General features: G+C 38.0%; 20 protein-coding genes. 8 read left to right on the top strand and 12 right to left on the bottom strand.

Annotation, left to right across the window (positions count from 1 at the left end):
* The first annotated feature begins 395 nt into the window (after window positions 1-395).
* The 5 genes from KIK00_RS03620 to KIK00_RS03600 are packed head-to-tail and all read left to right on the top strand — an operon-like array spanning window position 396 to window position 5,908.
* Window positions 396-1,403, top strand: coding sequence for a LacI family DNA-binding transcriptional regulator (locus tag KIK00_RS03620; protein WP_255815190.1), 1,008 nt, complete (start codon window positions 396-398; stop codon window positions 1,401-1,403).
* A 54-nt stretch (window positions 1,404-1,457) separates the two neighbouring features.
* On the top strand, window positions 1,458-2,372 hold the full coding sequence (locus tag KIK00_RS03615; RefSeq protein ID WP_255815189.1) for a carbohydrate kinase: 915 nt from the start codon (window positions 1,458-1,460) through the stop codon (window positions 2,370-2,372).
* 12 nt (window positions 2,373-2,384) lie between these two features.
* Window positions 2,385-3,629 (top strand): sugar MFS transporter, encoded by a 1,245-nt coding sequence (locus KIK00_RS03610; protein WP_255815188.1) that lies wholly within the window; start codon window positions 2,385-2,387, stop codon window positions 3,627-3,629.
* Between the two features lie 5 nt (window positions 3,630-3,634).
* Window positions 3,635-5,044, top strand: a complete 1,410-nt coding sequence (locus tag KIK00_RS03605; protein WP_255815187.1) for a carbohydrate porin — start codon at window positions 3,635-3,637, stop codon at window positions 5,042-5,044.
* Between the two features lie 18 nt (window positions 5,045-5,062).
* The gene (locus KIK00_RS03600) at window positions 5,063-5,908 is read left to right on the top strand and encodes a sugar phosphate isomerase/epimerase (protein WP_255815186.1); all 846 of its coding nucleotides are present in this window, start codon (window positions 5,063-5,065) and stop codon (window positions 5,906-5,908) included.
* A gap of 22 nt (window positions 5,909-5,930) precedes the next feature.
* Here KIK00_RS03600 and KIK00_RS03595 read toward each other — a convergent pair whose 3' ends face one another.
* The 6 genes from KIK00_RS03595 to KIK00_RS03570 all read right to left on the bottom strand — a co-directional run bounded on the left by KIK00_RS03595 (window position 5,931) and on the right by KIK00_RS03570 (window position 10,973).
* The gene (locus KIK00_RS03595) at window positions 5,931-6,140 is read right to left on the bottom strand and encodes an ArsR family transcriptional regulator (RefSeq protein ID WP_255815185.1); all 210 of its coding nucleotides are present in this window, start codon (window positions 6,138-6,140) and stop codon (window positions 5,931-5,933) included.
* A gap of 33 nt (window positions 6,141-6,173) precedes the next feature.
* Window positions 6,174-6,974, bottom strand: a complete 801-nt coding sequence (locus tag KIK00_RS03590) for an HAD family hydrolase (RefSeq protein ID WP_255815184.1) — start codon at window positions 6,972-6,974, stop codon at window positions 6,174-6,176.
* Window positions 6,975-7,048: 74 nt separating this feature from the next.
* Complete coding sequence (locus tag KIK00_RS03585; RefSeq protein ID WP_255815183.1) at window positions 7,049-8,098, bottom strand: UDP-glucose--hexose-1-phosphate uridylyltransferase; 1,050 nt, start codon at window positions 8,096-8,098, stop codon at window positions 7,049-7,051.
* Window positions 8,082-9,266 (bottom strand): galactokinase, encoded by a 1,185-nt coding sequence (gene galK, locus KIK00_RS03580; RefSeq protein ID WP_255815182.1) that lies wholly within the window; start codon window positions 9,264-9,266, stop codon window positions 8,082-8,084. The genes KIK00_RS03585 and galK overlap by 17 nt, the downstream gene beginning before the upstream one ends.
* A gap of 90 nt (window positions 9,267-9,356) precedes the next feature.
* Window positions 9,357-10,010: a fructose-6-phosphate aldolase gene (fsa, locus tag KIK00_RS03575; protein WP_255815181.1), complete on the bottom strand. Its 654-nt coding sequence runs from the start codon at window positions 10,008-10,010 to the stop codon at window positions 9,357-9,359.
* Between the two features lie 90 nt (window positions 10,011-10,100).
* On the bottom strand, window positions 10,101-10,973 hold the full coding sequence (locus tag KIK00_RS03570; protein ID WP_255815180.1) for an AraC family transcriptional regulator: 873 nt from the start codon (window positions 10,971-10,973) through the stop codon (window positions 10,101-10,103).
* Between the two features lie 155 nt (window positions 10,974-11,128).
* On the opposite strand from KIK00_RS03570, the gene KIK00_RS03565 reads away from it, so the two are divergent.
* On the top strand, window positions 11,129-11,725 hold the full coding sequence (locus tag KIK00_RS03565; protein WP_255815179.1) for a hypothetical protein: 597 nt from the start codon (window positions 11,129-11,131) through the stop codon (window positions 11,723-11,725).
* Window positions 11,726-11,852: 127 nt separating this feature from the next.
* Here the strand turns inward: KIK00_RS03565 and KIK00_RS03560 are convergent, their stop codons facing one another.
* Genes KIK00_RS03560 through KIK00_RS03535 form a run of 6 tightly spaced genes read right to left on the bottom strand, consistent with a single transcriptional unit; the run spans window position 11,853 to window position 21,817 of the window.
* Window positions 11,853-13,886 carry an alpha-glucuronidase gene (locus KIK00_RS03560; protein ID WP_255815178.1) on the bottom strand — a complete coding sequence of 678 codons (2,034 nt, stop codon included), beginning with the start codon at window positions 13,884-13,886 and terminating at the stop codon, window positions 11,853-11,855.
* Between the two features lie 27 nt (window positions 13,887-13,913).
* Window positions 13,914-14,888 (bottom strand): glycoside hydrolase family 43 protein, encoded by a 975-nt coding sequence (locus KIK00_RS03555; protein ID WP_255815177.1) that lies wholly within the window; start codon window positions 14,886-14,888, stop codon window positions 13,914-13,916.
* Between the two features lie 21 nt (window positions 14,889-14,909).
* Window positions 14,910-16,019, bottom strand: coding sequence for an endo-1,4-beta-xylanase (locus KIK00_RS03550; protein ID WP_255815176.1), 1,110 nt, complete (start codon window positions 16,017-16,019; stop codon window positions 14,910-14,912).
* Window positions 16,020-16,029: 10 nt separating this feature from the next.
* Window positions 16,030-17,475, bottom strand: a complete 1,446-nt coding sequence (locus KIK00_RS03545) for an MFS transporter (protein ID WP_255815175.1) — start codon at window positions 17,473-17,475, stop codon at window positions 16,030-16,032.
* Window positions 17,476-17,503: 28 nt separating this feature from the next.
* Window positions 17,504-19,408, bottom strand: a complete 1,905-nt coding sequence (locus KIK00_RS03540) for a sialate O-acetylesterase (RefSeq protein WP_255815174.1) — start codon at window positions 19,406-19,408, stop codon at window positions 17,504-17,506.
* Window positions 19,409-19,441: 33 nt separating this feature from the next.
* Window positions 19,442-21,817, bottom strand: a complete 2,376-nt coding sequence (locus tag KIK00_RS03535; protein WP_255815173.1) for a glycoside hydrolase family 127 protein — start codon at window positions 21,815-21,817, stop codon at window positions 19,442-19,444.
* A 515-nt stretch (window positions 21,818-22,332) separates the two neighbouring features.
* Here KIK00_RS03535 and KIK00_RS03530 point away from each other — a divergent pair.
* Together KIK00_RS03530 and KIK00_RS03525 are read left to right on the top strand one after the other, a co-directional pair.
* Window positions 22,333-23,019, top strand: a complete 687-nt coding sequence (locus KIK00_RS03530; protein WP_255815172.1) for an NUDIX domain-containing protein — start codon at window positions 22,333-22,335, stop codon at window positions 23,017-23,019.
* 630 nt (window positions 23,020-23,649) lie between these two features.
* A complete protein-coding gene (locus KIK00_RS03525; protein ID WP_255815171.1) occupies window positions 23,650-25,368 on the top strand; it encodes an RICIN domain-containing protein in 1,719 nt (572 codons plus the stop codon).
* Window positions 25,369-25,439: the final 71 nt, after the last annotated feature.

Raw genomic sequence — 25,439 nt, 5'->3', positions numbered from 1 at the left:
AATCAGCATCTTTTAGTTTAATACAATTCCAATATTTGATCTCAGGTTAAAATTGTGGGTTTTAAGCATTAATATTTCCCTTAGAAGATTCATTTTTTTACATCCGACTAGAGATTGTTGATTTTAAGTCTTAAATGATAAGCCAGAAATGTAAATAATATAATATTTTAAAAATTCATTGGATAAACGTTTAACCAAATTTAATATCAACCATAAAATAAGTTAACAATTTATTCATATTAAAATCAATAAAATAGCATAACATTCTATAAATCAAATATTTAATTTTTCAATAAAAATTGCGCTAAAATACATTTTTTTCGTAAACCGCCAAAAAAACTTTACTATTGTTTTTTTACTATTTTATGAAATATTTTTGCCTTTTAAAAAATAAAATGAAAAGGTCTTCTATAAAAGATATTGCTAAACTGGCAGGAGTTTCCGTAGCCACAGTTTCCTATGTTCTCAACAGAAAGGAAGGACAGCGTATCAGTGAGGAGACCCGGAAAAAAATTTTTGAAATTGCTGAAACGATTAACTACACTCCCAATAAGATAGCAAAAAGCCTTAAAACTAACAAAACAAAGCTTCTTGGATTAATCGTTGCAGATATCTCCAATGATTTCTATTCTCATATGGCAAGAAATCTGGAAGATAAAGCTTTAAAATTAGGCTATACCCTGATCATTGGCAGCTCCGATGAAAATGCAGAAAAATTCCAAAAACTTACTGAGCTTTTCTCACAGCAACAGGTGGATGGAATGATCGTTGCCCCCGTATCCGGTTCAGAAAGAACACTTGAAAACCTTATCAGCATTAAATATCCAATTGTAACTATTGACAGATATCTCAAAGAGGTTGCCATTCCTGGAATTACAATTGACAATCAGGAAATAGCAGAAAACACAACCAGCTTACTTCTTAATAAAGATTTTGATAAAATAATCTATGTAGGCTACAAAACTGAGCTTCCCCACCTCCTGGACCGCCAGCATGGTTTTGAAAAAGCGGTAAGCCTTTCCAAAAAAACAGTTGAAATACAATATCTGTTGGTTGGGTTGGAAAATATTGCACAGGAAGTACATTTACAGCTTGAAAACAGGTTGGGGAAAAAACCTGAAAATACAGCATTGTATTTTTCCAGTAATAAACTTGCAGTTGCAGGGCTTTCCTATATTGTTAAGAATAATATAAAAGTCCCGGAACAGGTCTCTATAATAGCATTTGATGAAACGGATGCATATGACCTTTTTCCTACCGAGGTCACCTATATCCAACAGCCTATTGAAGAAATGGCTGAAGAAGCTATTAAGCTCTTGGATGGACAGATCAACAATTATATATCAACTGGAAAAAGGATAACATTATCTGCAAAACTGATTCCTAAAGCATCTTTAAAATAATCAACTTTAATAAAAACATTTTTTTTAAACATTAACTTAAACGTTTAACCTAATATGATAACAAATAAAATTAACTATGTCGTATGCTTTGGAGAGGTTCTCTGGGACATCTTCCCTTCCGGATCCAGAGCTGGTGGCGCACCATTTAATGTTGCCTACAATCTTTTCAAAATGGGAATTGATACCAAAATGCTTAGCAGAATTGGCAATGACGAATTAGGACACAGCCTTCTTAATCAAATTAAAAACTGGGGAATAACAACCGATTTCATACAGCTGGATGAGGAAAAGGCCACAGGAACAGTACTTGCTGATTTTGATGAACAGGGAGAAGCGGTCTATGACATTGTAAAAGAAGTTGCCTGGGACTATATTGAATCTTTGCCCAAACATAAGGACCTTATTCAGAATTCAGAAGCATTCGTTTTTGGAAGTCTTATTACCAGAAGTGAAGTGTCTCAAACTACACTGCTGGAACTTTTAGAATATTCAAAATTCAGGGTTTTTGATGTCAATTTCCGTCCACCTTTCATCGATTTTGATTTCATTAAAAAATTATTGCATAAAGCTGATCTTGTTAAGATGAATAAGGCAGAACTCAGAAAAATTTTTGAATTTCTAGGTGAAGAGTATATAGATGAAGATACAAGCATCAGACATCTTCAGGCTTATTTTAACCTGAATGAAATTGTTCTTACCAAAGGAAGTAAAGGTGCCAGATATTTTGTGGGAAATACCGCTTATAATTTTCCGGCAGTTCATATTGAAATTGCAGACACTGTAGGAAGTGGAGACTCTTTTCTGGCAGGATTCCTGTCTAAAAGAATTCAGGGTAGATCACCGGAAAAGATTATGAAACAGGCAACATCATTAGGAGCATTTATTACTTCAAAGTCCGGAGCATGCCCGGATTACTCCTATGAAGAATTCAGAGAATTCAGAGAAAAGAACAGCTGTAAAACCTCTTAAAAAACAGATTATATGAATACTCCAAAATTTACAGATAAAAAATACTATATCGTCCTATCCTTTGTTACGTCATTATTTTTCTTCTGGGCTATTGCGCTTACCATGGGAGATGTACTGAATAAGCATTTTCAGAATGTCCTTCACATTTCAAAATCCAAATCAGGACTGGTGCAGCTTTCCATTTTTGGTGCATATGCACTCATGGGGATTCCGGCAGGTCTTTTTATGAAAAGATTTGGTTATAAATTAGGCGTAATATTAGGGCTTTCATTGTTTGCACTGGGATCTTTTTTGTTTATTCCGGCAGCCAACACTTCTTCATTTGACTTTTTCAGATTAGCTCTTTTTGTTCTCGCAATGGGAATGGCAACTCTTGAAACAGTAGCTCATCCCTTTGTAGCAGCTCTTGGAGATGAAAGGACGAGTGATCAGAGAGTTAACTTTGCTCAGTCATTTAATGGTCTGGGAGCCATTATAGGCCCGCTTTTAGGTGGGTATTTCATTTTCGGAGCTCCTGATTCCGGAACAGGATCTCTGGATTCTGTAAAAAATCTTTATACATGGATTGGTATTGTGATTCTGGTGATTACCGTTATTTTCAGTTTCATCAGAGTACCGGATCTCAAAGATCCTCACGCAGAAGACATCCTTATTTCAGAAAATGAAAAAGGTGAAGATTTATCTGTATCAGATCCTCATGCACCACTCTATAAACAGAGACATTTTATATTTGCAGTCGTTGCCCAGTTTTTTAACATTGCCGCACAGGGCGGAACATGGGCGTATTTTATCAATTACGGTGTCGAAAAAATGCACCTCCCGGAGATACAGGCTTCCTATTATTTTTCTCTGAGCATGGCCATGATGATGATTGGCAGATTTATTGGTACATTCCTGATGAGATTCATCGCTCCCAACAAGCTGCTGGCTATCTTTACAGCATGCAATATTATTCTGTGTCTGATTATTTCCCAAAGCTTCGGATGGATATCATTTATCAGCCTTATTTTGCTCAATCTGTTCCTGAGTGTAATGTACCCCACCATTTTCAGTCTTGGATTGAAAAGATTAGGTTCAAAGGTTCAGCAGGCTTCATCTTTCCTGGTTATGGCGATGTTTGGAGGAGCTGTTTTCCCTCCGATAATGGGTAGAATTGCAGAAAAAGATATTGCACATGCATACCTACTTCCTATTCTCTGCTATGCGGTTATTTTATTATTTGCATTAAAATATTACAAGCCCAAAACACTTAAATAATTCCTATGAAAACAAAGCTTTTATTAGCCTGGTGCATTTTACTTGTATGCATCAGCAGGGGAATTAATGCCCAGATCACAATCACGAACAAAAAATTTTCCTTTGGGACAACCGGGAGAATCGGAGCTGGCTATTCTCCGAATGCCGATGGAAAGACAGGAAGACAGTTGAATCTGAATAACCAGGGATCTTTAGGAGGCAGAATGGATCAGGGAGATTATGTTGATTTTTTACCTGCTTTTCATTTCTCCCCTGTTGTGAACGGTGACAGCTTAAAAAGTACAAAGATTGATATGCAGGCAAGATTAAGCTTTTATTCCGGGGGAACTTTTCTGGGAAATGTGGATTCAAAATCCAATCAGGGGATGATTGTTGCCTTACCGGAAGCCTTTGTTGAAGCCAGAAATATTATGGGAAGTGACTGGGATATCTGGGCAGGTTCAAGATGGCTGAGATATGATGACATTCACATTGCAGATTACTTTTATTTTGATGACCATTCGGCAACCGGCTGGGGAGTAAGACATAAAAATACAAGGTTTTCTATGTTTTTCCCGGCAGCTATTGATACTGCAGCTAACAACTCGACTCCATACTCTTATACCAATGTGATCAGCGGATCAAAAAACCTTATATACAGGCAGAGAGAAGTATTTGTTCTGGAGCAGACACTGCCATTTAAAAATACAAAACACAAGCTGAAATTGATGGCAGAATTTCATCATGTAGAAAAATCAGGAGAAAATTCTGTAGAACAGTACCCTTCAGACCGGGGTTGGGTTTTTGGAGCTAAACTCAATTCAGATATTACAACAAAAATACCGGGTTCATTCAATCAGTTTTCTATAAGATATGGAACTGGGATTGCCAACGGCGGAGATAATGGAAATACGCAGACATGGCGTACTTATGGAGCACCTGATGAAATCACAAAAACATACAAAGGTGCCTACTCTTTTACAATTGTTGAGCATTTACTATGGAATATTTCAAACCGATGGTCGCTTAATCCCTATGCCGTTTTCACCAAAAGTAAAGGTGGATCATACAGTAATGATAAGGCTTTGGACTATTATAGCCGTGAAATTTTCAACCGGAAAACAGAGTTTAATACCGGAATAAGGGCCACTTATTATTTTAATAACTGGTTTCATATTCTTTCCGAGCTCCATTATGCAACACGAAAAAACGGAATGCAGGATGCTGCATCCATGATGAAGCTTGTTTTGGCTCCCCCAATTGTTCCTACGGCAGAACGAAGTGTCTGGGCAAGACCCCACATCCGCTTTATTGCAGAAGTATCAAGGTATAATGATCAGGCTATGAACAGTCTTTATTCACCGTTTTTACAGCAGTCAGGAGCAAAAAGATTCGGAACTTATTTCGGTATACGAACAGAATGGTGGATTTTTTAAAAATAAAATAAAGAAAATATGATGAATATAAAACTAGGGGCTTCCCTACTCTCCTGGATCACGCCGTTATGGAATGCAGAATCAGGGAAATATGCTATAGAAAAAACCGCTCAGGCCGGGTTTGATCTTATCGAAATACTGCTGCCGGGTTCAATGGATTTTGATGCTGTCACAGTAAAAAAACAGCTGAAAGAAAATCATCTGGAAGCCGTATGTTCACTAAACCTTCCCAAAGATGCCCATATTGCGTTTCATCCTGAAACAGCAGAAAAGCTTATCAAAAAAGCAATCGATAAAGTTGATGAACTGGAAACCAATCTGCTGGCCGGAGTATTGCATAGCGGAATAGGTGTCTTTACCGGAAAAACACTTACAGAAAACGAAAAAGAAATCATTGCTGAAGTATGGTGCAACGTGGCCGATTATGCACAAAACAGAAATGTTGATATCGCTATAGAACCTATTAACCGTTATGAGTCCTATGTTTGCAACACTGCAAAAAATGTCCTGGAACTTATTAAGAAAACAGGTAAAAATAACCTTTTCCTTCATCTTGATACCTTTCATATGAATATTGAGGAAAACAATTTTTATGACCCAATTATCAATTCCGGAAAAATGCTGAAACATATTCATGTTACAGAATCTCACCGGGGTATGTTGGGAGAAGGAACTGTAAACTGGAAAGAATTTTTCTCTGCACTGAAGGAAATCAATTTTGAAGGAAATTTGGTTCTTGAAAATTTCAGCTCCTCAATTCCGGGAATGCAGGAAAAGGTTTCTTTATGGCAGAAATCACCTTACGATGCACAGGAGCTTGCTGAAGGAAGCCTTGCATTTTTAAAGAAACATATGAAAAATTAAATCATTACTAAAACAATGAAAGTTATTGTTCTGCCTTTATTTGTGAAAGGTCAAGACCTAGTTTTGTAAATTCCTCTATTCCTTTATCAGTAATATAATAATGACGATCAGCCGGATTATCCTTGGTAATCCAGCCTTTCTCAACAAATTGCTCTAAAAGAAGCTGTCCTAATTTACCGCCAATATGCTCATAGCAGGCTTTAGCGGGTTTTCTTCCGGTTGATTTGTTCATTTTCGTATTGGGTTATAGTTTTTATAGGATGTATTAATTAAGATGAAGGTAATCCTTAATTGTTTTCAGCACTCCAAAGCTGTCATTGGTACAGGCTTCAAAATTGGCTACCTGCTTTACGTTCGGATGGGCATTTTTCATGGCGTAAGAATACTTAGCATTCTTCAGCATTTCTATATCATTCATATAATCACCAAAAGCCATCGTATTTTCAGGAGAAATACCCAACGATTTTTGCAGTATTTTCAGAGCATTTCCTTTGTTAATATCTTTATTCATAATATCAAGCCAGTATTCTCCGGAAACAACTACTTCCAGACCGAATTCTTCAAATCTTTTAAGAGCCGGATACAGATATTTTTCAGCACCTTCAGGATGATAAATTGCTATTTTAAAGGCTGTATCATCAATTTTTTCCGTAAGATCATCTTTTCTCATATTTTCAGTATAGTACTTTGAGAAAAAGTCTACAAACTGCTGATCTTCGGTTTCGTAATAAGCCATTTTTTTTGCTGACAATACCGCTTTCGCACCCGGTATTTCACGAATAGCTTTGATGATCTCAACAATATATTTATATTCCAGTATATCGGCAAAAAGCTCCTGATCTTTATAGATAACATAGCCGCCATTTTCAGCGATAAAACCGATCTCACTTTCTATTTCTCCGAAATAATGGGTGATGCCGGGCATCTGTCTGCCGCTTGCTGGGACAAACAGAATATTTCTTTTTTTCAGTTCTTTGTAAACATCCGAAAATTCAGGGCTCATTTCATGGCTGGAATTGAGGAATGTCCCATCCATGTCCGTCACAATTAATTTAATCTGTTCCATAATTTTATTGGGAAAAGCAATTGTATGTATCAGAATCACAATTTGCTTATTCTTTTTCAAAGATATTGATTTTATTATTTTTTCTTGTAGTGAATGGTAGGAAGGTTTCTTAATATGGCTGCGCTTTGTTCCGGAGTAATGTCCCGTTGAGGCTCTGCCAGCATTTCATAGCCTACCATAAATTTCTTTATTTCTGCACTTCTGAGCAGCGGGGGATAAAAATGCATATGAAAATGCCATTCCGGATGTGGTTTTCCATCTGTAGGTGACTGGTGGATTCCCGCAGAATAAGGAAATGACGTTTCAAAAAGATTGTCATAAATTGTGGTCATGTTCTTGATAATCAAAGCAAAAGATTCTTTTTCTTCTTCAGAAAATGCCGCAATATTTTCTCTTTTCTGTTTACTGATAATCATCGTTTCATATGGCCATGATGCCCAAAACGGAACCAATGCTGTAAAATGTTCATTTTCTGTGACGATGCGTTCTCCAGCCGTTATTTCCTGCTGAAGATAATCTTCCAGTAATGTTCTGCTATTTTTTTCAAAATAGAATTTCAATTGATCCTGGGTTTTCTGAACCATAGCCGGAATTGACGACTGTGCCCATATCTGACCATGCGGATGAGGGTTACTGCAGCCCATAACACTTCCTTTGTTTTCAAAAATCTGAATGTAATTGATATGGTCCAAAGCAGCCAGTTCATTAAACTGCTCCTGCCATATATCCACAACATTTTTTATCTGTTCCACAGACATTTCCGGTAAAGTAAGACTGTGATTCTCAGAAAAACAAACCACCCTGTTGATTCCGCGTTCCGGAAGAAGGGTAAAAAAACCGGAATGTTCTTCAGAAAAATCAATTTCTTCATTAAGCAATGCCCCGAAATCATTATTAAAAACATAAGTCCCTTTATACTCAGGATTTCGGGCTCCATTAGCACGGATATTCCCGGAACACAGATAGCAATCCGGATCGTATACAGGTCGATTTTCTTCTGTAATATCTTCTTTCTGTCCCTGCCATGGTCTGTTTGCCCGTTGTGGAGAAACCAGTATCCATTCATCCAATAGAGGATTGTATCTTCTGTGGGGATGCTTATTACGGTCAAATGATGTATTCATTGGTGTATTCTTTTATCCCATCGGAAATTTTAACATGATAAACTTTCATCTGAATATTGAAATTTTCAAGATATTTTTCACTGATGATCCGGATCACTTCTTCAGCTTTATTTTCCTGAATCAGGTTGATGCTGCAGCCTCCGAAGCCACCTCCCATGATTCTCGCTCCCAGCACTCCTTTCTGCTGTAATGTATTTTCCACTAAAAAATCAAGTTCATTACAGCTGACTTCAAATTCTGTTGAAAGCCCGGCATGGGTTTCTGTGAGAAGTGTTCCCAGATATTCAATATCTCCTTCTGAAATAGCTTTTGCAGCCATTTCCACTCTGTAGATTTCTTTAAGAAGATAGAGACATCTTTTATATGAAATACTTCCCATTTCTTCTTTTACCATATCAAGCATTGCCAGCGTAAAATCTCTGAATTTTTTGGTTTCCGGAAAGTTTTTCCATAAAACTTTCTTCCCGTTTTCAACATCTTTACGTCTTTCATTATAGCCGGATGTCAGATGGCTATGCTTTACACAGCTGTCAAAAAGCAGCAGGCTGTATCCTTTAAGGTCAGCATCGAAATATTGATGCTCCAGTGAATTACAATCGAGCATAATCACTTTGTTCTCTTTTCCAAAAACGGAGGCAAACTGATCCATAATCCCGCACTGAACTCCTGCAAAAGAATGTTCCGACTTCTGCCCGATTACAGCAATATCTTTTTTTGAAATCTGAAGATCAAAAAGTTCGTTGAGGATATAAGCAAATCCACATTCAAGGGCTGCTGATGAAGAAAGCCCTGCTCCCATCGGAATGGTACTGCTGAAGACAATTTCCATCCCACAAAATTGGTTTTCCGGCTTTTGCAACTGACTGAAAACTCCCAAAATATAATTCATCCACATCTGCTGTACCGGTTTTACCTCCATCGTGACATCAAATGTATATTTTTCTCCAAGGTCTTTGGCAACAATTGTACACAGATTAGTCTGAGGAGTCTTACAGACAGCAAAACAGATGTATTTATCTATGGCAGCAGGCAATACAAAACCATCGCTGTAATCTACATGCTCACCGATAATATTAATTCTTCCGGGAGAAAGGAATATATGTTCGGGTACTGATTTGAACTCAGCTTTAAACTTTTTTATAGTTGCATTAATTAACTGTTCATCCATATCAATCTTTTCTGATAAAACAGATCTTAGGTGATCTAAAGAATAAAACTACTGAATTTATAACAGAGATTATACTTTTCCTGCCCAACCTTATTTCATTTTTTGTGAATCTTTGATGAACTGATCTAATCCTGAATCTGTGAGCGGATGTTTAAGAAGAGAAAGTATAGGGGCCAATGGACAGGTCACAACATCAGCACCAATCTTTGCACAGTTGATAATATGCATACTGTGTCGGACAGAAGCTGCCAGTATCTGTGTCTGAAAAGCATAATTGTCATAAATCGTCCTGATTTCTGAGATCAGATGAAGGCCGTCTGTAGAAATATCATCCAGCCTTCCCAGAAACGGAGAAACATAGGTGGCTCCTGCTTTGGCAGCCAGTAATGCCTGGCCCGATGAGAAAACGAGAGTACAATTGGTCTTTATTCCCTTTTCAGAAAAATACCTGATGGCTTTGATTCCATCCTTAGTTATAGGAACTTTTACAACAATCCTTGGATGTAATGCGGCAAGCTCTTCTCCTTCTTTAATCATTTCTTCGAAAGTAATTCCCAATACTTCGGCACTTACATCCCCATCCACAATATTACAGATTTCAAGGTAATGATGATGTATATTTTGCTTTCCTGAGATCCCTTCTTTCGCCATCAATGAAGGATTAGTAGTTACACCGTCCAGAACTCCAAGGGCATTGGCTTCTTCTATCATCGCCAGATTGGCGGTATCAATAAAAAATTTCATAGATATTATTATTGTTTATAAGTGTTAAATTTACACTTATATTTTGATAAATCATCATGAGAATATATTTTTTTACTGGTCTTCAAAAAACTATTCCATGAAGTAATTAAACTCTTTCCTGTACTGAGAAGGGCTTTTTTGGATATACTCTTTAAAAGTCTTATTAAAATAACTGAAATTATTAAACCCGGATTCAAAACAGACTTCTGTAATGCTCAAAGGCTGCTCCGCCAGAAGCTTAAGCGCATGGGTAATTCTATATTCATTTACAAAACGGGTAAAGGTCTTGTTGGTGATTTTTTTAAAATAACGGCAGAAAGACGGTACTTTCATATTGGCGAGATCAGCCACATCTTCCAGGGTAATGGATTCTTTGAAATGGTCTTTTACGTAATTAAATATAAGATTGATTCTCTCATTATCTTCAATCTGTGTCTGAAGATAATATTTTCCTGCATTTAAGATTCTGTAATCCTGAGTAACAGACAGCTCATCCAATATTTTCAGGAATCTGCACAGCTTGTCCAAAGAGGAAGCTTCATGCATTTCAACAATCTCTTTTCCGATTGCTTTTTTCACGTCTTCTCCAAATACTATTCCTGCCTTGGACTTTTCAAGCAAAGCAGAAATCCTCTGCATCTCCGGTATGCTCCAGATAGGTTCTCCTAAAAAATCAGACTTAAACTGAATAACCATTTCATACTCATTATGTGTATTCTCGTTGGTAAGCCCGCAGTGCGGAAGGTTGCTTCCTATCAAAACCAGGTCTCCATCTGAAAAATAAGAAATACTGCTTCCGATCTGTCTTTTTCCAGAGCCTTTACAGACAAAAATCAGTTCAATTTCAGGATGATAATGCCAGACATGTGATTTTATATTCTCATTGGTCAGGAATTTCAGACTGGTAAAGCTACTTCCTAAAGTTGGCCTTATGGCTTCAAAAGATGGGCTTACAAGTTTCATAGGACAAAATAAATAATTTCATATGTAAAATTAACAAATAACACATCAATAATAACAATTAAAGTTAATATAAGACATAAATGTGAAAATTTAATTATAGCCTGAAAAATATTACTGCCATAGATTTGCAGTATCAATTCTAAAAGCCTTAATCCATGAGCACATTATTAAAAGCCGTATTTTTTGCAGGATCTTTATTGTTTTCAGCAAATGTAATGAGTAAGGACAGAGATTTTTCCCTTTCCTTTGGAAACGTACAAGACAAAACATTGAACTTTGAGCTTTCAAATGCCAGAAGTGTATCTGTTTTTGTTTATAACAATGCACATGATGAGCTATTTTTCGAGAATCTTGCAGATGGAGATCATGTAACAAAGACTTATGATTTTCAGAATTTTACCCCCGGAACTTACTATCTGGTAGCAGAATCGGAAGTGAAAATAGAGAAATACAGGATAAAAATCAGTGCTGATAATGTTATGGAAGTAGAAAAAGCACCTGTAAGTGCTGTCCATAAGCCTGAATATACCATTTCCGGGCATATGGCAAAGCTTCACATGTCTGACGTGAAAGGCACAGTAAGCATTTCGGTATCTGATCTTTCCAATACAACTTATTATACATCCAGCAGAAAATCCGAAGACGGAAAAGTGGATATCACTTTTGATCTTGATCCCAAAACAGCAGACCAATATATCATCCGGGTTGAAGAAAACGGAAATGTGTTTAACAAAATAATTTCTCTCCGATAAACCGGAATATATACAGATAGATTGACATATCGATCATTCCAAATTATTTTGGATTAAAATTTTACTTACAGTTTATTGTTTTGAGGCAGCTCTCATTTCCGATCCGGAAAAGAGCTGCCTCATTTTTTTAGTTGTGATGTGCCATATCCAGCTTAATCTTCTTAAGATCTTCCAGTTCATGAACAGGGCGTTCAATATCATAAGGAATCGGTTTTTTGGAAAAAGTCTGGAAATACAGCAGGCAGGCATCTTTCCACCATACCGCATCCCTGGACTGAATTCTGAGTTTTGACTGAACATCAGCAAATCGCTGTTCATCTATATAAGGTTCCATCCTATCCCATATTTTCTGATAATCCCTTACCTTTTTCACTCCGGAATCATAAGTATAGCACAGCTCATCCCACAGCGTTTTTCCGTCTTTCATTTTATAATCCCATGGAACATGATGAAACCAAAGGATAAGATTTTCCGGGCAGGTTGAGATATTCCCGTATCTTTCATTAAGTGGTGGAAAATACTGTGAAACAGCATTACTTCCTGTTTTTGTTCTGTTAAAACCCAATCCCAGTGCATCAGCTTGATGGTAATAGACTGGTGACCAGTCCGGTCTTCCGCCTTTATAATCTCCCCATGGTTCAGGACCGTAGTGATGACCTCCCGCAAAGATATGATGTAATCCCAAAGGCATCATATAGTCCACGGCAGTTTCTCTGGAGGAAAGCATGATCTCCTTTACCGGATTCAGGAAGTTCTCATCATCTGTAAACGTCATTTTAATCCACTCATCTGCAATCTGCTCTGAGCTCAGCTGGTGATTCCATGCCAGCCTCCCGAATGCATACCAGTTGGCCTGTGCAAAATGATGGCCCGTCCAGTTGGTATCTTCTCCGATATTGGCAACGGCAGAAATAGCTGTAATTTTTGCAGGTCTTAAAGTACCATCTGTAATTTTAGCAATGGTGGATCCTTGCCCGTCAGAATAAGTATCGCTTTCCAATGTTTCTTTGAATAAAGGCGCCAAATAAACCAGATGATTTGAAAAGCCCAGATATTCCTGAGTGATCTGAAATTCTACCATTTCAGAAGTTTTTTTCAAAGCACCAAAAAGTGGATTAAAAGCTTCACGGGGCTGAAAATCAACCGGGCCGTTTTTGATCTGAATGATCACATTATCTCTGAACTTACCATCCAGAGGAACAAACTCAAGATAAGCCTGTTTGGCTCTGTCATCCTTGCTTGGGCTATATACAAATGCTCTCCACATTACAATTCCATTGTAGGGTTTCAATGCATCAGCCATCATATTGGCTCCGTCTGCATGAGTCCTTCCGTAATCCTGAGGTCCCGGCTGCCCTTCGGAATTGGCTTTCACCAAAAATCCTCCGAAATCTGGGATCAGTCTGTAAATTTCAGCAGCTTTATCTTTCCACCATTTTTGTACATCTTTATTCAATGGATCTGAATTTTGCAATCCACCCAGAACTTTTGGTGAAGAAAAATTCACGGAAAGATATACCTTTATGCCATAAGGTCTGAAAATATCGGCCAGAACCCTTACTTTTTTAAGATAGTCTTCTCTAAGCATATTGGGCGATGCATTCACATTATTCAAAACAACGGAATTGATTCCTACTGAAGCATTGGCTCTTGCATATTCTTCATAGCGTGGAGATATCTTACCAGGTAAATCTTCCCATTTCCAAAGGGATCTTCCGGCATAGCCTCTTTCAATACTTCCATCGAGATTATCCCAATGATCCAGAATTCTTACATCGTATGAAGGTTTTTCAATACTGTTTACATGAGACAGATCAGCTTTTGTCTGCTGCAAGCGTAAAATATGATAGACACCATATAACAGTCCTATTTCTTTGCCTGCAGAAATAACGATTTTTTCAGGCATGGAAACAATTCTGTAACCGTCTTTCAGATTTTTATCTTTATTTTCCGTACGAAGTTCCACCGTTTGTCCCTGCCAGTGGCTGCTCAGCTCTTTTCTGGCAATGTTGAGCGTAGGGCTGCTGCCTTTGGAAATGATCTTATCTGCTGATATTCCATGTTTTGCAGGAAACCTAAGCCATAGCTGACTTCCGTCCTCTGCGAAAATCAGTAGCGGAATCATCAGAAAAAAAAGGATATAGAGTCTCAGATATTGCATTGAAAAATTTTAAATAATTAAGAATTTCTATTGCTGGTCTTCAAGACCTTCAATTGTTTTGATTTTACCTTCATGATCGTATTCCAGTTCAATTACTTTCATACTTCTCAGCCATGTTTTACCGCCACTTGGAATAGAATCATGGAAAAACAGGTACCATTTCCCTTTGAATTCCACAATACTGTGATGGGTAGTCCATCCTACCACCGGAGTAAGAATTTCACCCTGAAAAGTAAACGGACCGTAAGGATTATCCCCGGTTGCATAGCAAATCAGGTGAGTGTCACCTGTAGAATAAGAAAAATAATATTTGCCGTTGTACTGATGCATCCATGACGCTTCAAAAAAGCGGTGCTTATCACCATGAAGCAGTGGTTTTCCATTTTCATCGATGATGACAACGTCTTTAGGAGCTTCAGCAAATTGAAGCATATCATCGCTTAGCAAAGCCACCTTTGAATGGATTGCAGGCTCGTCATTTTCAGGAATTATTGCAGATTCAAGTGCCTTATTATCTCTGTAGCGCTGCAATTGCCCACCCCATATTCCTCCAAAATACATATAATATTTCCCGTTATCTTCAAAAACGCAGGGATCAATACTGTAGCTTCCCATCATCGGATGTTTTTCAGGAATGAAAGGCCCGTAAGGTTTGTCACTTACTGCAACACCGATTCTGAAAATATCATTCTGATCTTTCAGGGGAAAGTACATATAATACTTTCCGTCTTTAAAGGCTACATCGCAATCCCAAAGCTGTCTTCCCGCCCATGGAATATCTTTTACCGAAAGTACTACGCCATGATCTTTAATTTCTCCGCTGTCTACATCATCCATTGAGAAAACATGGTAATCATTCATATCGAAATGATCCCCGTTATCATTTTCTTCAATTCCGCTTTCGCGGTCATGAGAAGGATAGATATAGATTTTATCTTCAAAAACGTGAACGGAAGGGTCTGCCATATAATCTTCCGGGAATAAATATTTTGATTTTTTCATTAAGTAAAAATTCTGTTGTTTTTAATTTTTCTCTGCAAGTTTTATTATTTTTTCTACCACAGGTTTTTCCTTGTCTTTTCTGTCAAAAAGTAACGGATAATCTGTCCTGCCTTTCACAGGAAAATCATTTTTCCAGGACTGCTTGTCGGTAACTCCCCATAAGGTTACTCTTCTTATTTTATCTTTGTGTTTCAAGAACAGACCAAAGAAGTCAAGGTAACGTTTTTCCCATTTCATTTCTACATCATTGGGAAGACCTTTTGTGTAAGGGTTCATTTCTTTCTGATAGGCAACAGTATCTGAAACATTGGCAGAACTTCCCCAAGGAGAAGGCAGCGCACTAATTTCCAGTTCTGTAATATTGACCTTAACTCCTGCATTGGAATAAGCCAAGATTGCTTTTTCATATTCATCCATGGAAGGTGTATCCATGCCGACATGAGCCTGCATTCCTACTCCATCAATACGGATTCCTCTTGATTTAAGTTTTTCAACCATTGCAATGACTGTTTTTACCTTTTCAGGATACCATTCATTATAATCGTTGTAATATAATTCTGCATTGGGATCGGCCTCCTGTGCATACTGAAATGCCAAAGGAATAAAATTTTCACCCAGAATTTCGTAAAATTTACTTTTTCTATAGGTTCCGTCTTCAAGAATCGCTTCATTGACCACATCCCATCCTTTTACTTTTCCTTTGTAACGGGAAACTACTGTTGTAATATGATTTTTCATTCGTTGTTTCAATACTTCCGGAGAAACATCCTTTCCGTTGCTGTCTGTAAAAAACCATTTTGGAAGCTGGGAATGCCAGATTAACGTATGTCCGATGATGAACATATTATTTTTCATCCCGAAATCAACAAATTTATCGGCATCATCAAAGAAGAACTTTCCTTCCTGAGGCTGCAAGAACATAGATTTCATGCAATTTTCGGCAACAATAGAGCTAAACTGTTTTCTGATGATGGCTACTGCTTTCTGATCTGTACCGTCAATCTGAGGAAGACTCATCGCAGTTCCAATGTAGAATTTATCCTGAAATGCTTTTTTTAAAGTACCGTCAGATTTCTGTGCCGACAGACCTGAAGCGGTAATTGCTGCCAAACCAATTAAAATACGTTTCATATTGTTAGTTTTATTTTCTTCTTTCAGCCAGATCTTTTTCAATCTGAACTTCCATTTTTTTGTTGATTTTATACAATAAAAGCAGTCCGCAGGCAATGAAAAACGGAATGGACGGAAATATGCTCACGAGCATCTTCGCTCCTGCTGCCACTGTTTCAGGCTGAATAACCTGCTCATTTCCATGTACTGAAATGTATCCATATTTTCCAATGATCAAAGCTACCAGAGAGCTTCCGATGCTGAGACCCACCTTAAGTCCTACCATCATAGCCGAGAAAATAATAGCTGTTGCCCTGCGGTTATTCTTCCATTCCGAATAGTCGGCGACATCGGCAATCATAGCCCACAAAAGCGGAGTACTGATTCCGTAAAAGAATCCGTGTAAAATCTGTGACAAGAACATAATTCCCACTGCTTTCGGAGGATAGAAGATAAAAAACAGAATAAAAAGTGTAGAGATGAATAATGAGGCAATAAAAGTATCACGTTTTCCAAATCTGTCTGCAAGTTTTTTAGAGAAGGTAATGCCTACAATCATCATCACAATTCCTCCTGCATTAAACAATCCGAATCCTGCAGACTTTGGATCTTCTCCGAAGAAATTCATCCCTGCAGAATTAAAAAATGCTGTAATGGGTGAAATAAAACTCTTCAGAGCATTTTCATCCACATAATTATTAAAATAATATACATAAGATCCTCCCTTCATTGCCAGGGTGATAAATATAAATGCTGTCACGGTAAGCATAATAATCCATGGCCTGTTTTGGAATAAATCTTTTAGATCTTCTTTCAAGCTTGATTTCTGCTCCGGCTTAGGAATGATTCTTTCTCTGGTCGTAAAAAAGGTGATCAACAGCATTACAGATCCGATTACAGCCAGCCATGTCATCACGGTTTCAATTCCCTGTGCTTTGTCTCCATGGCCTACATATAAAATAATAGGCAGCATAAAAACCTGTACAAAGAACTGTGCAAACATCACAGCTACAAAACGATACGAAGAAATACTGTTACGTTCACTCATATCTCCCGTAATAACCCCGCTCAAAGCTGCATAGGGTAAGTTATTGGAAGCATATAACAACAATAATAATGAATAGGTGACCGCAGCATAGATCATTTTGCCCTGATAAGAAAAATGAGGGGTACTGAAGGCTAACAGTGCAGCAATACCAAGCGGCACAGCGGTAAATAAAATCCATGGGCGGAATTTCCCCCATCGCGAGCTTGTACGGTCTGCCAGGGCTCCGATAAGCGGGTTAAAGCCAAATCCGGCAATTAAACCTACGGTAAGGGTGATGACAGAGGCATCCTCTGGTTTTAGTCCGTAAATATCTGTATAAAAATAGGTCAGGTAGGTAACTAAGGTTTGAAAAACAAGGTTGGCCGCCAGATCTCCCAGGCTATACCCTACTTTTTCTACTACCGATATTTTTTGTGGCTGATTATCCATTGATTTTGATAAGGTTTTCTATGTTAAATTAATTTTTTTCTGTTGTAAAAGGTGAAGCAGGCAGCCCGCTTGTATTTTTAAGATTGCCGTCTGGGTTGTCTGCCCAATCATAATGTACATTGACAGGATTGGTGATCTGATCATTCCAGACAATGACTTTATTACCTTTTGCTACTGCTTTTGCCCATTGATAACGGCCGTCTTTCTGCTGTATGGCAAAACCTTTAAGGCTTCCCTGTACCAGATCATCTGTACCAGGTTTAAAGGATAAAATAATGGTATTACCTTCTGTTTTCATTGACTGATAAACGGGTCCGTCAGCTATGATTTTTTTGCCTTCTCCGATTTTCAAGGCCTGTAAAGCCAGCCTGTCACCCACTGCTTTTTTATTGAGCGGATGAATATCGTTCCATTCTCCCACGTCAATAGCTACTGCAAGTCCTGTGTAAGGAATATTGAGAGAAACCTGTCTCTGCTGCTCTCTCAGTTCTGCCCAACCACTATCCAGAGGTTCATCTTTTTTCTCCATAAAATTAGCCAGCTGTACAATGAAGAACGGCAGGTCATTCTTGTTCCATTTTGAACGCCAAAGTGAAATCATTGTTGATAACAAATCTCCGTATTCTTTTGGCTTTCCTGTATTGCTTTCCCCCTGATACCAGATAAATCCTTTGATTTTATAATTGATCAGCGGGTTAATCATAGCATTATAAAGTCCTACCGGTTTCCAGCGGATAAATGTTTGTCCGGGAGCCATTTTTTCCATTTTTGCTCCTATCTTATATTTCCACTCGCCTTTAAGGTCTATTTTTTGTCCGTCAATTTCTAAGTAATATGGTTTATCAGCAATAAACTGTCCTTTTCCGCTGCCATTGATGACTCTTACCGTAATGACGTTCTTTCCTTCTTTTAAAACACCTTTGGGAATGTCATACCAGCGTGGCGGATATTCATAGGTTACATTTCCTACTTTAATTCCATTAATATAAGTAATATCAGCATCTTTTATTCTTCCCAGATTTAAAAATGCTGTTTTCTGGTCTGCTCCTTTAGGCAGGATAATTTCTTTACGGAACCACACCGAACCGTCAAACGGACCTTCCTGATCTTCCCATGAGCCCGGCACCATCATGGTTTTCCATCCGGAATCATTGGTGTTATCCTTTTCCCAGTGCTGATTGAAACCAATGTCGCTCTGATCCAGCTCTGCATACCATGCTTTACTTAGTGACTGTTCCTGGGATTCTGTAGATTTTATCAGGTCATCATTTTTCCATTTTTCTGCTTCAGCCAGGTATTCCGGGTATTTTTTCAGTGATTTTTCATCCATCCAAGCCTGAACCGGAGAGCCTCCCAAACTGGTATTAATGATTCCTACAGGCACTTTATTTTTTTCATTCAGTTCTTTGGCAAAGAAATAAGCAACCCCAGAAAAATCAAGTATCGTCTGAGGATTTGTACTTTCCCATTTCCCGCCGTCAAGATCATTTTGCGGAGCTTTAAAATTGTATTTCTGCGGAACCGTGAAGAATCTTATATTCTGATTATTGGCATTTTTAATTTCATTTTCATACAGAGGTGTCAGCCTGCGCATCGGAAGTTCCATATTGGATTGTCCTGAAGCCACCCACACATCACCAATAAGAATATCTTTAAGGGTGATCTCATTAATTGACATGGTATACGGGCCGCTGGCTTTAAGTTTTGGAAGCGTTAGAGACCAATTGCCATTCTGATCAGCTGTAGCATTATAGGTTTTACCGATAAACTTAACCCTAATTTTTTCTCCTGCATCTGCATATCCCCAGATTTTCAGATCCTGGTTTCTCTGAAGGATCATTCCGTCTGAAACCAAAGCAGGCAGCCTTACTTTTGCATCAAAACTGCAAATGGCTGCAAGAAAAAATAATAAGTATAGGGTTCTGTTTTTCATGGAAAAAATCTGTTTTTATTTTTAGTTCAGCTTTTATTGCTTTTCGTATTTTCCTTTAAGTAAACGGACTTCGATGATTTTAGCGGTCATCAATTTTTCATCTGCCAGGAATTTTACAGTTAGATTTTCTTTATTCTTTTCTGAATCAGGTATCGGAACGGCCAGATATTGTGGTGAACTTCCGGATTTTCCTTCCAGATTTTGAGTCATGATTTTTTTACCGTTGATCTCAATATTCAGCGTACGGTTGGTATTCGCATCAAAATACAGAACGTAAAGGTATGAAGCATTTTTCCCGTTATTTTTCATCTGGTAACTGAACCAGCCTTTAGCATCGCGGAAATGACGGTCTTCCATATATCCTGTGCCAGAGTCTTTGCTTTCTATAAAATGGTCTGATTCCGGCTGCTGTTCGCCCAATTGGATTTTATCTACTGTGATCATATCCAGCTTTCTGGTTTCCGCTTCTTCTTTTGCCTTTTGCTTCAATGTATTCTCTATTTCGTTTTTGTCAGCCTGAGGCCAGTACAGAATATATCTTTCTGCATGAATACTGTAAAATGGCACAAGATCTAAACCTTTTCCAAATTTTTCCGACGGATAAAGCCCTGTAACCGCAAAGTTGAGCGGTTTATTGTTCAAAGGTGTAACATGGCTGACCACCTCGGAAGAATTTCCAAGGATAACTGGAATTTCGTTTAAAGGAATCTGCGGACCATGAGCAATATGGCCGCCTCTGCTATCGTCCGCAAGAAGTCCCTGTTGGTTTTCGGTACCGTATTTTGCGGCAAGCACTACAGGACCGTATTTAAATGCATAATAATTGGAATGGTCAGGAAGTTGTTCTGCAGATAGATGCATGGGTAAAATCATTTTCACCACATCTCCTTTCTTCCATTTTTTAGTCAGCGTAAAATAGCCATCTGAACCACGCTGTACTTTTTCCTGCTTTCCATTGATCAGAATTTTTACTTCTGAAGGAGTGGTCCAGTCCGGACATCTCAGTTTTAAATCAAATTCTGACTTTCCTGCAGCATCAAAGATCAATGTTGTTTCAGGAACTTCCGGGAAGTTATTGACCTGACGAAGCACTACTTTTTCCTTTTCCCATGTCAATGTGGAAGGGATAAACAGGTTCACATATAAATCCTTATCTGACCGGGCATAAATCATTTCTCCATATTTGGCATGATTTTCCATTCCGGATCCTACACAGCACCAGAAGCTGGTCTGAGGTTGTGAATAAACACGGTAGTGTCCGGGACGCATTGGCGTAAAGTACACAAAACCTCCCTGATCATGATTTTCTGTGGAAAGGATATGATTGTATAAAGCTTTTTCGTAATAATCGATATAGTAAGATTCAGGCAGTGTTGCATAAAGCTCTTTGGTAAGTTTGAGCATATTATAGGTATTGCAGGTTTCCGGACCTTCAATACTTTTTATCATACTGCTGAAATCATTGACAGGGTTAAAATGTTCACTGACACTGTTGCCTCCAATAACTGAAGATCTTTTCCCGGTAACGTTATGCCAGAAAAAGTCAGCGGCATTACTCCAGGACTCGTTATTTTCAAGATCGGCAATATGCTTGTATCCGATTACTTTTGGAATCTGTGTATTCGCATGAAGCCCTGTAAGTTTATCTTCTCCTGCTAAAAGAGGAGTAAGGATAGCCTGATGGGAAAAGCGGTGAGCCAGCTGCAGATATTTTTTGTCATGAGTGATATCATAAACATCCGCAAAAACTTCGTTGAGTCCTCCATGTTCACTGCGCAGCATATCCTGTATCTGTTCATCAGAAAGGTCTGAAACTTCATTCATCATCCAATCTGTGAGTCTGATGAGCATTGCTTTTGCTTTTTCATTTTTGGCATACCAATATGCATCGCGTAATCCTGAGTACAGTTTATGAATATTATACAAAGGCACCCAGCGGTCATTCAAACCAAAGCCTGAAGCTCTTATATTTCCTTGTTTTATTTCTTTCCAGATCTTTTTTCCATCGGGAATTCCTGAAATGTATCCGTCCGGAGATTCTTTCTGGCAAAGTTCCAATTCACTGATCATGTAATCAACCCTCTCTTTTATTGTTATATCTCCTGTAGAAGCATACATCAGGGATAATGCTGAAATATAATGCCCTCCTATATGCCCGTCCAGACCTGTATTTTCCCAGTTGGGATAATTTTCGGATTTTGGTCTTAAACCAGCTTCTTTCAGATAGGGAGCCAGCAATCTGTCCGGCTCCATCGCCATGAGATATTTCCGGTCTGCCATCATGGCTTTATTGAAAACACTCTCTGATAACCTTACAGTTTCCAAAGGAAAATAGTGAATTCTCTCCTTCACCTGCGCTGAGGTAAATGAAACAAAACACAATAAAAGAACTGAAAGTTTTGGGGTCATAGATAAATGTTAATTCAACATTTCTAAAGTAATGGAAAGAATCTATATACGAAACATTTTTTGAGTCCGGTTCATTCATTTTTTCATTTTAAACCTTTCATAAAACCCTATAAACAGACAAAATTGCAATACCTTATCATAAAAAACAAGATAATCAATTTACAAAAAAACGAAACCGAAAAATCATACGATTCCCTATGAAAATGAATTCAGGGTATATTTTAGTGAAAATTTAAACAATATCAATGATACCTTATCGTATTTTTAACGTTAAGCCTATTTACATGATAATTATTAACCCAAATCCTATTTTTAACATAATTTTAACATTTGATTCATGAATAATTAACCTGATTTCAGTGATATTCTTCATTTTTAGTGATTGTTTTATCTCCCAAAATATCTTTAAGAAATAATTTTAATGAAATAAATGAATGCTTATTCAAAAGTGTATGAATCACATTTATATAAAATTGTATCTATAAAAGCTTTACCTTTGTCATAAAATATAGAAGATGACTGAGGATTACTCACAATATCCCAAACACCTTGTCGCTGTTGACTGTATTATTTTCGGTTTTGACGGTGAAAATCTTAAAATCCTTTTAGTAAAAAGAAATTTTGAACCACAGATGGGCGAATGGTCACTGATGGGTGGTTTCATTGGCAGTGACGAGACTTCTGATGAGGCGGCCAATAGGGTTCTTTATACGCTGACCGGTCTTGAAAATATTTATCTTGAACAACTGAAATGTTATACGGAAATTAAACGTGAGCCGACAGCCAGAATCATGTCTATTTCCTATTATGCACTGATCAATATTGAAAAAGATATTCAGATCAATGAGCAGTACAGTGCAAAATGGGTTGAGCTTCAGAAAGCACCTGACCTTATTTTCGATCACAATGACATGGTAAAGGATGCTGTGGCCAGACTGAGAAGAAGGGCTTCCACAGGACCTATAGGGTTTGAGCTTCTACCTGAAAAATTCACGATGAAGGATCTTCAGAATCTCTATGAAGCCATTTTTGATGAAAAATTTGATAAGCGGAATTTTACCAGCAAGATCAACAGTATGGATATCCTTGTCAACACCAATAAAAAGGATATGACCTCATCCCGAAAAGGCTCTTTTCTTTACCGCTTTGACGAAAAAAAATATAATAAAAAGATCTCACAGGGGTTTATGTTTAAAATTTAAAACCTGTTTCAGAAAATTAACAATTTAGAGTTGTAAAAAATTCCGCATACCTTTATTAAAATCTCACATAAGTGAGATTTTTTTTATGCTCTTGTGAGAAATTTCAAGCAGGGCAAAAAGTTATTTTGTCTTTTTTTAGAATTATCATAATAAAAATTTATGATAAGGTTTTTTCTTTTTCCCTACCACAAAATACATTATGATTATATATTTTATAATTCTATTTATGATATGTAATTTTTTGTTAATTTTTAATAAATTATTGGTTTATATTTAACATTATACGTATTTTTATATAAAACTAATAACCATATTTAACTATAACTTAAATTTTAATAACCTCCACGCTTACATACGTAGGAACCCAGAAAAAGAGAAGAAAAAGATTTTCAACTCGGAAACTGAATAGAAATGGTTCCATTGTTCTACCGAGACCAGTGTTGAAGAATTAGATAAAGAAAGCCGGGAGACAAGCCGTTAGTCGGTTTAATAGAATATAACAGCAATTCTTATTCATACCCAGCGTCAATAAATTAAGAAGTTTTACTTATCTGCCCAAAACTCCTGTGCAGGGTTAGGGAATCGAGATATTGATGGCTAAAAAATACCCAATCTTTAAATATATAAATTATGAGAACAAACAAAATGTGGCTACTTCTAGCCTCTCTTCTGTTAATCATCCTTTCAAGCTGCTCCCGGATGGAAGAAAAATTTTTACAAGAAGAATCTGATCAAAACCTAAGTGCTAGCGCAAGAGCATTGGCAGCAACACCAATGCTGCATGTTGGAGGCAGATACCTTAAAGATCCCTGCGACAATAATGTTGTCTTACATGGTGTTGCCATAACTCCCAGCCCCTGGTTCAATGGCTGTCAGTATGGTGCTAATTCCGGCTACTGTACCTGGGATAATTACAATGTGCAGGGTGCTCTGAACTATAATAAGGCTGTCATGAATAAACTCAGCAGCGCTGGTGATGGCTGGTATCTCAATTACATCCGCCTTCACATTGATCCGTATTGGACCAATGATCCCGGACCGGCTATCCCTGAGAACGATATCTCAAGATTCAATTATAACCGCCTGGTTACTTATACTGATCAGGTGATCATCCCATTGATCAACCATGCCCGAAGTCTAGGAATGTATGTCATCCTGCGTCCACCAGGCGTATGTCCAAATCGTATTGCTGTGAACGATGCCTATCATAGCTATCTTAAAACCGTATGGACCTTTTTGTCGCAACATCCGGGCCTAAAGAATGCTGACAATGTGATGTTTGAATTAGCCAACGAACCGGTTGAGATTCTGGGAACAAACGGCACATGGGGATCGACAGGAAACGAGCACTTTGCAGCACTCAAAAATTTCTTTCAGCCATTGGTTAACATCATTCGCAACAATGGAGCCAATAATGTTTGCTGGATACCAGGTACAGGCTGGCAATCGCATTATCAAGGTTATGTCAATAATCAGATCACCGGTGGTAATATTGGTTATGCTGTTCATATCTATCCGGGTTACTGGGGTGGTCTCAACAACTATCTATCCTTTCAGAACGCATGGAATGTCAACGTTAAACCGATTGCAGACATTGCACCGATCGCCATTACCGAGACAGACTGGGCACCACAAGGATATGGTACCTTCGGCATTGGTAACACTGGTACGGCAGGTGGAAGCGGATTTGGTGCCAATTTAAAATATATCGTGGATCAGTCGGGCAATGTAAGCTGGAATGTTCTTGCCCCGGATAATCTCCTCCACAAAGGCGATCCTAATGCAGGAACGGCCTACAACAACGATTGGGAAGCCTGCGCCGCACCAGTTAAACAGTGGTTCCAGCAATATGCATCCTCCAACTATCCAGTTGGAAACTGTAATACAAACAATAGCCTGGTCAACAATGGTATTTACGAGATCGAGTTTCAGACTGATGCTAACAAAGTACTTGATCTGAAATCCGGAGAGGATACCAACGGCGCAGTGTTAAGACCATGGGCAAGAAATGGTGCTTCTGCACAGCGATGGGTTGCCATTGACGCAGGTAATGGATACTGGCGTTTTGTATCTAAAGCCAGCGCAACAAATCGCTGCATTGACCTGGCAAGTAACAGCAATACACTGGGAACTTCAATCCGTCTTTGGCAGAATTATAATAATGATGCACAGGCATGGCAGGTTGTCGCTGTCTCCAATGGTTATTACAAAATCCTATCCAAGGTGGATCCTACACGTGGCTGGGATATTCCCAACTGCACCATGGATGGCAATTCAAACTTGCACCTTTGGGATTATTACGGTACATCCTGTCAGTTGTTCAAGTTCAAATATATTGGGATGAACTAGTGCGTTAGAAACATCTAAGACCCAAAAAAAATAGGATGCTTTTCAGCATCCTATTTTTTATTATTTCATGT

This window comes from Chryseobacterium sp. MA9 (genome assembly GCF_024399315.1).
Lineage (GTDB): Bacteria > Bacteroidota > Bacteroidia > Flavobacteriales > Weeksellaceae > Chryseobacterium.
Note: the sequence above shows the minus strand (reverse complement) of the source record. Positions and strands in the feature narration are given on the sequence as shown.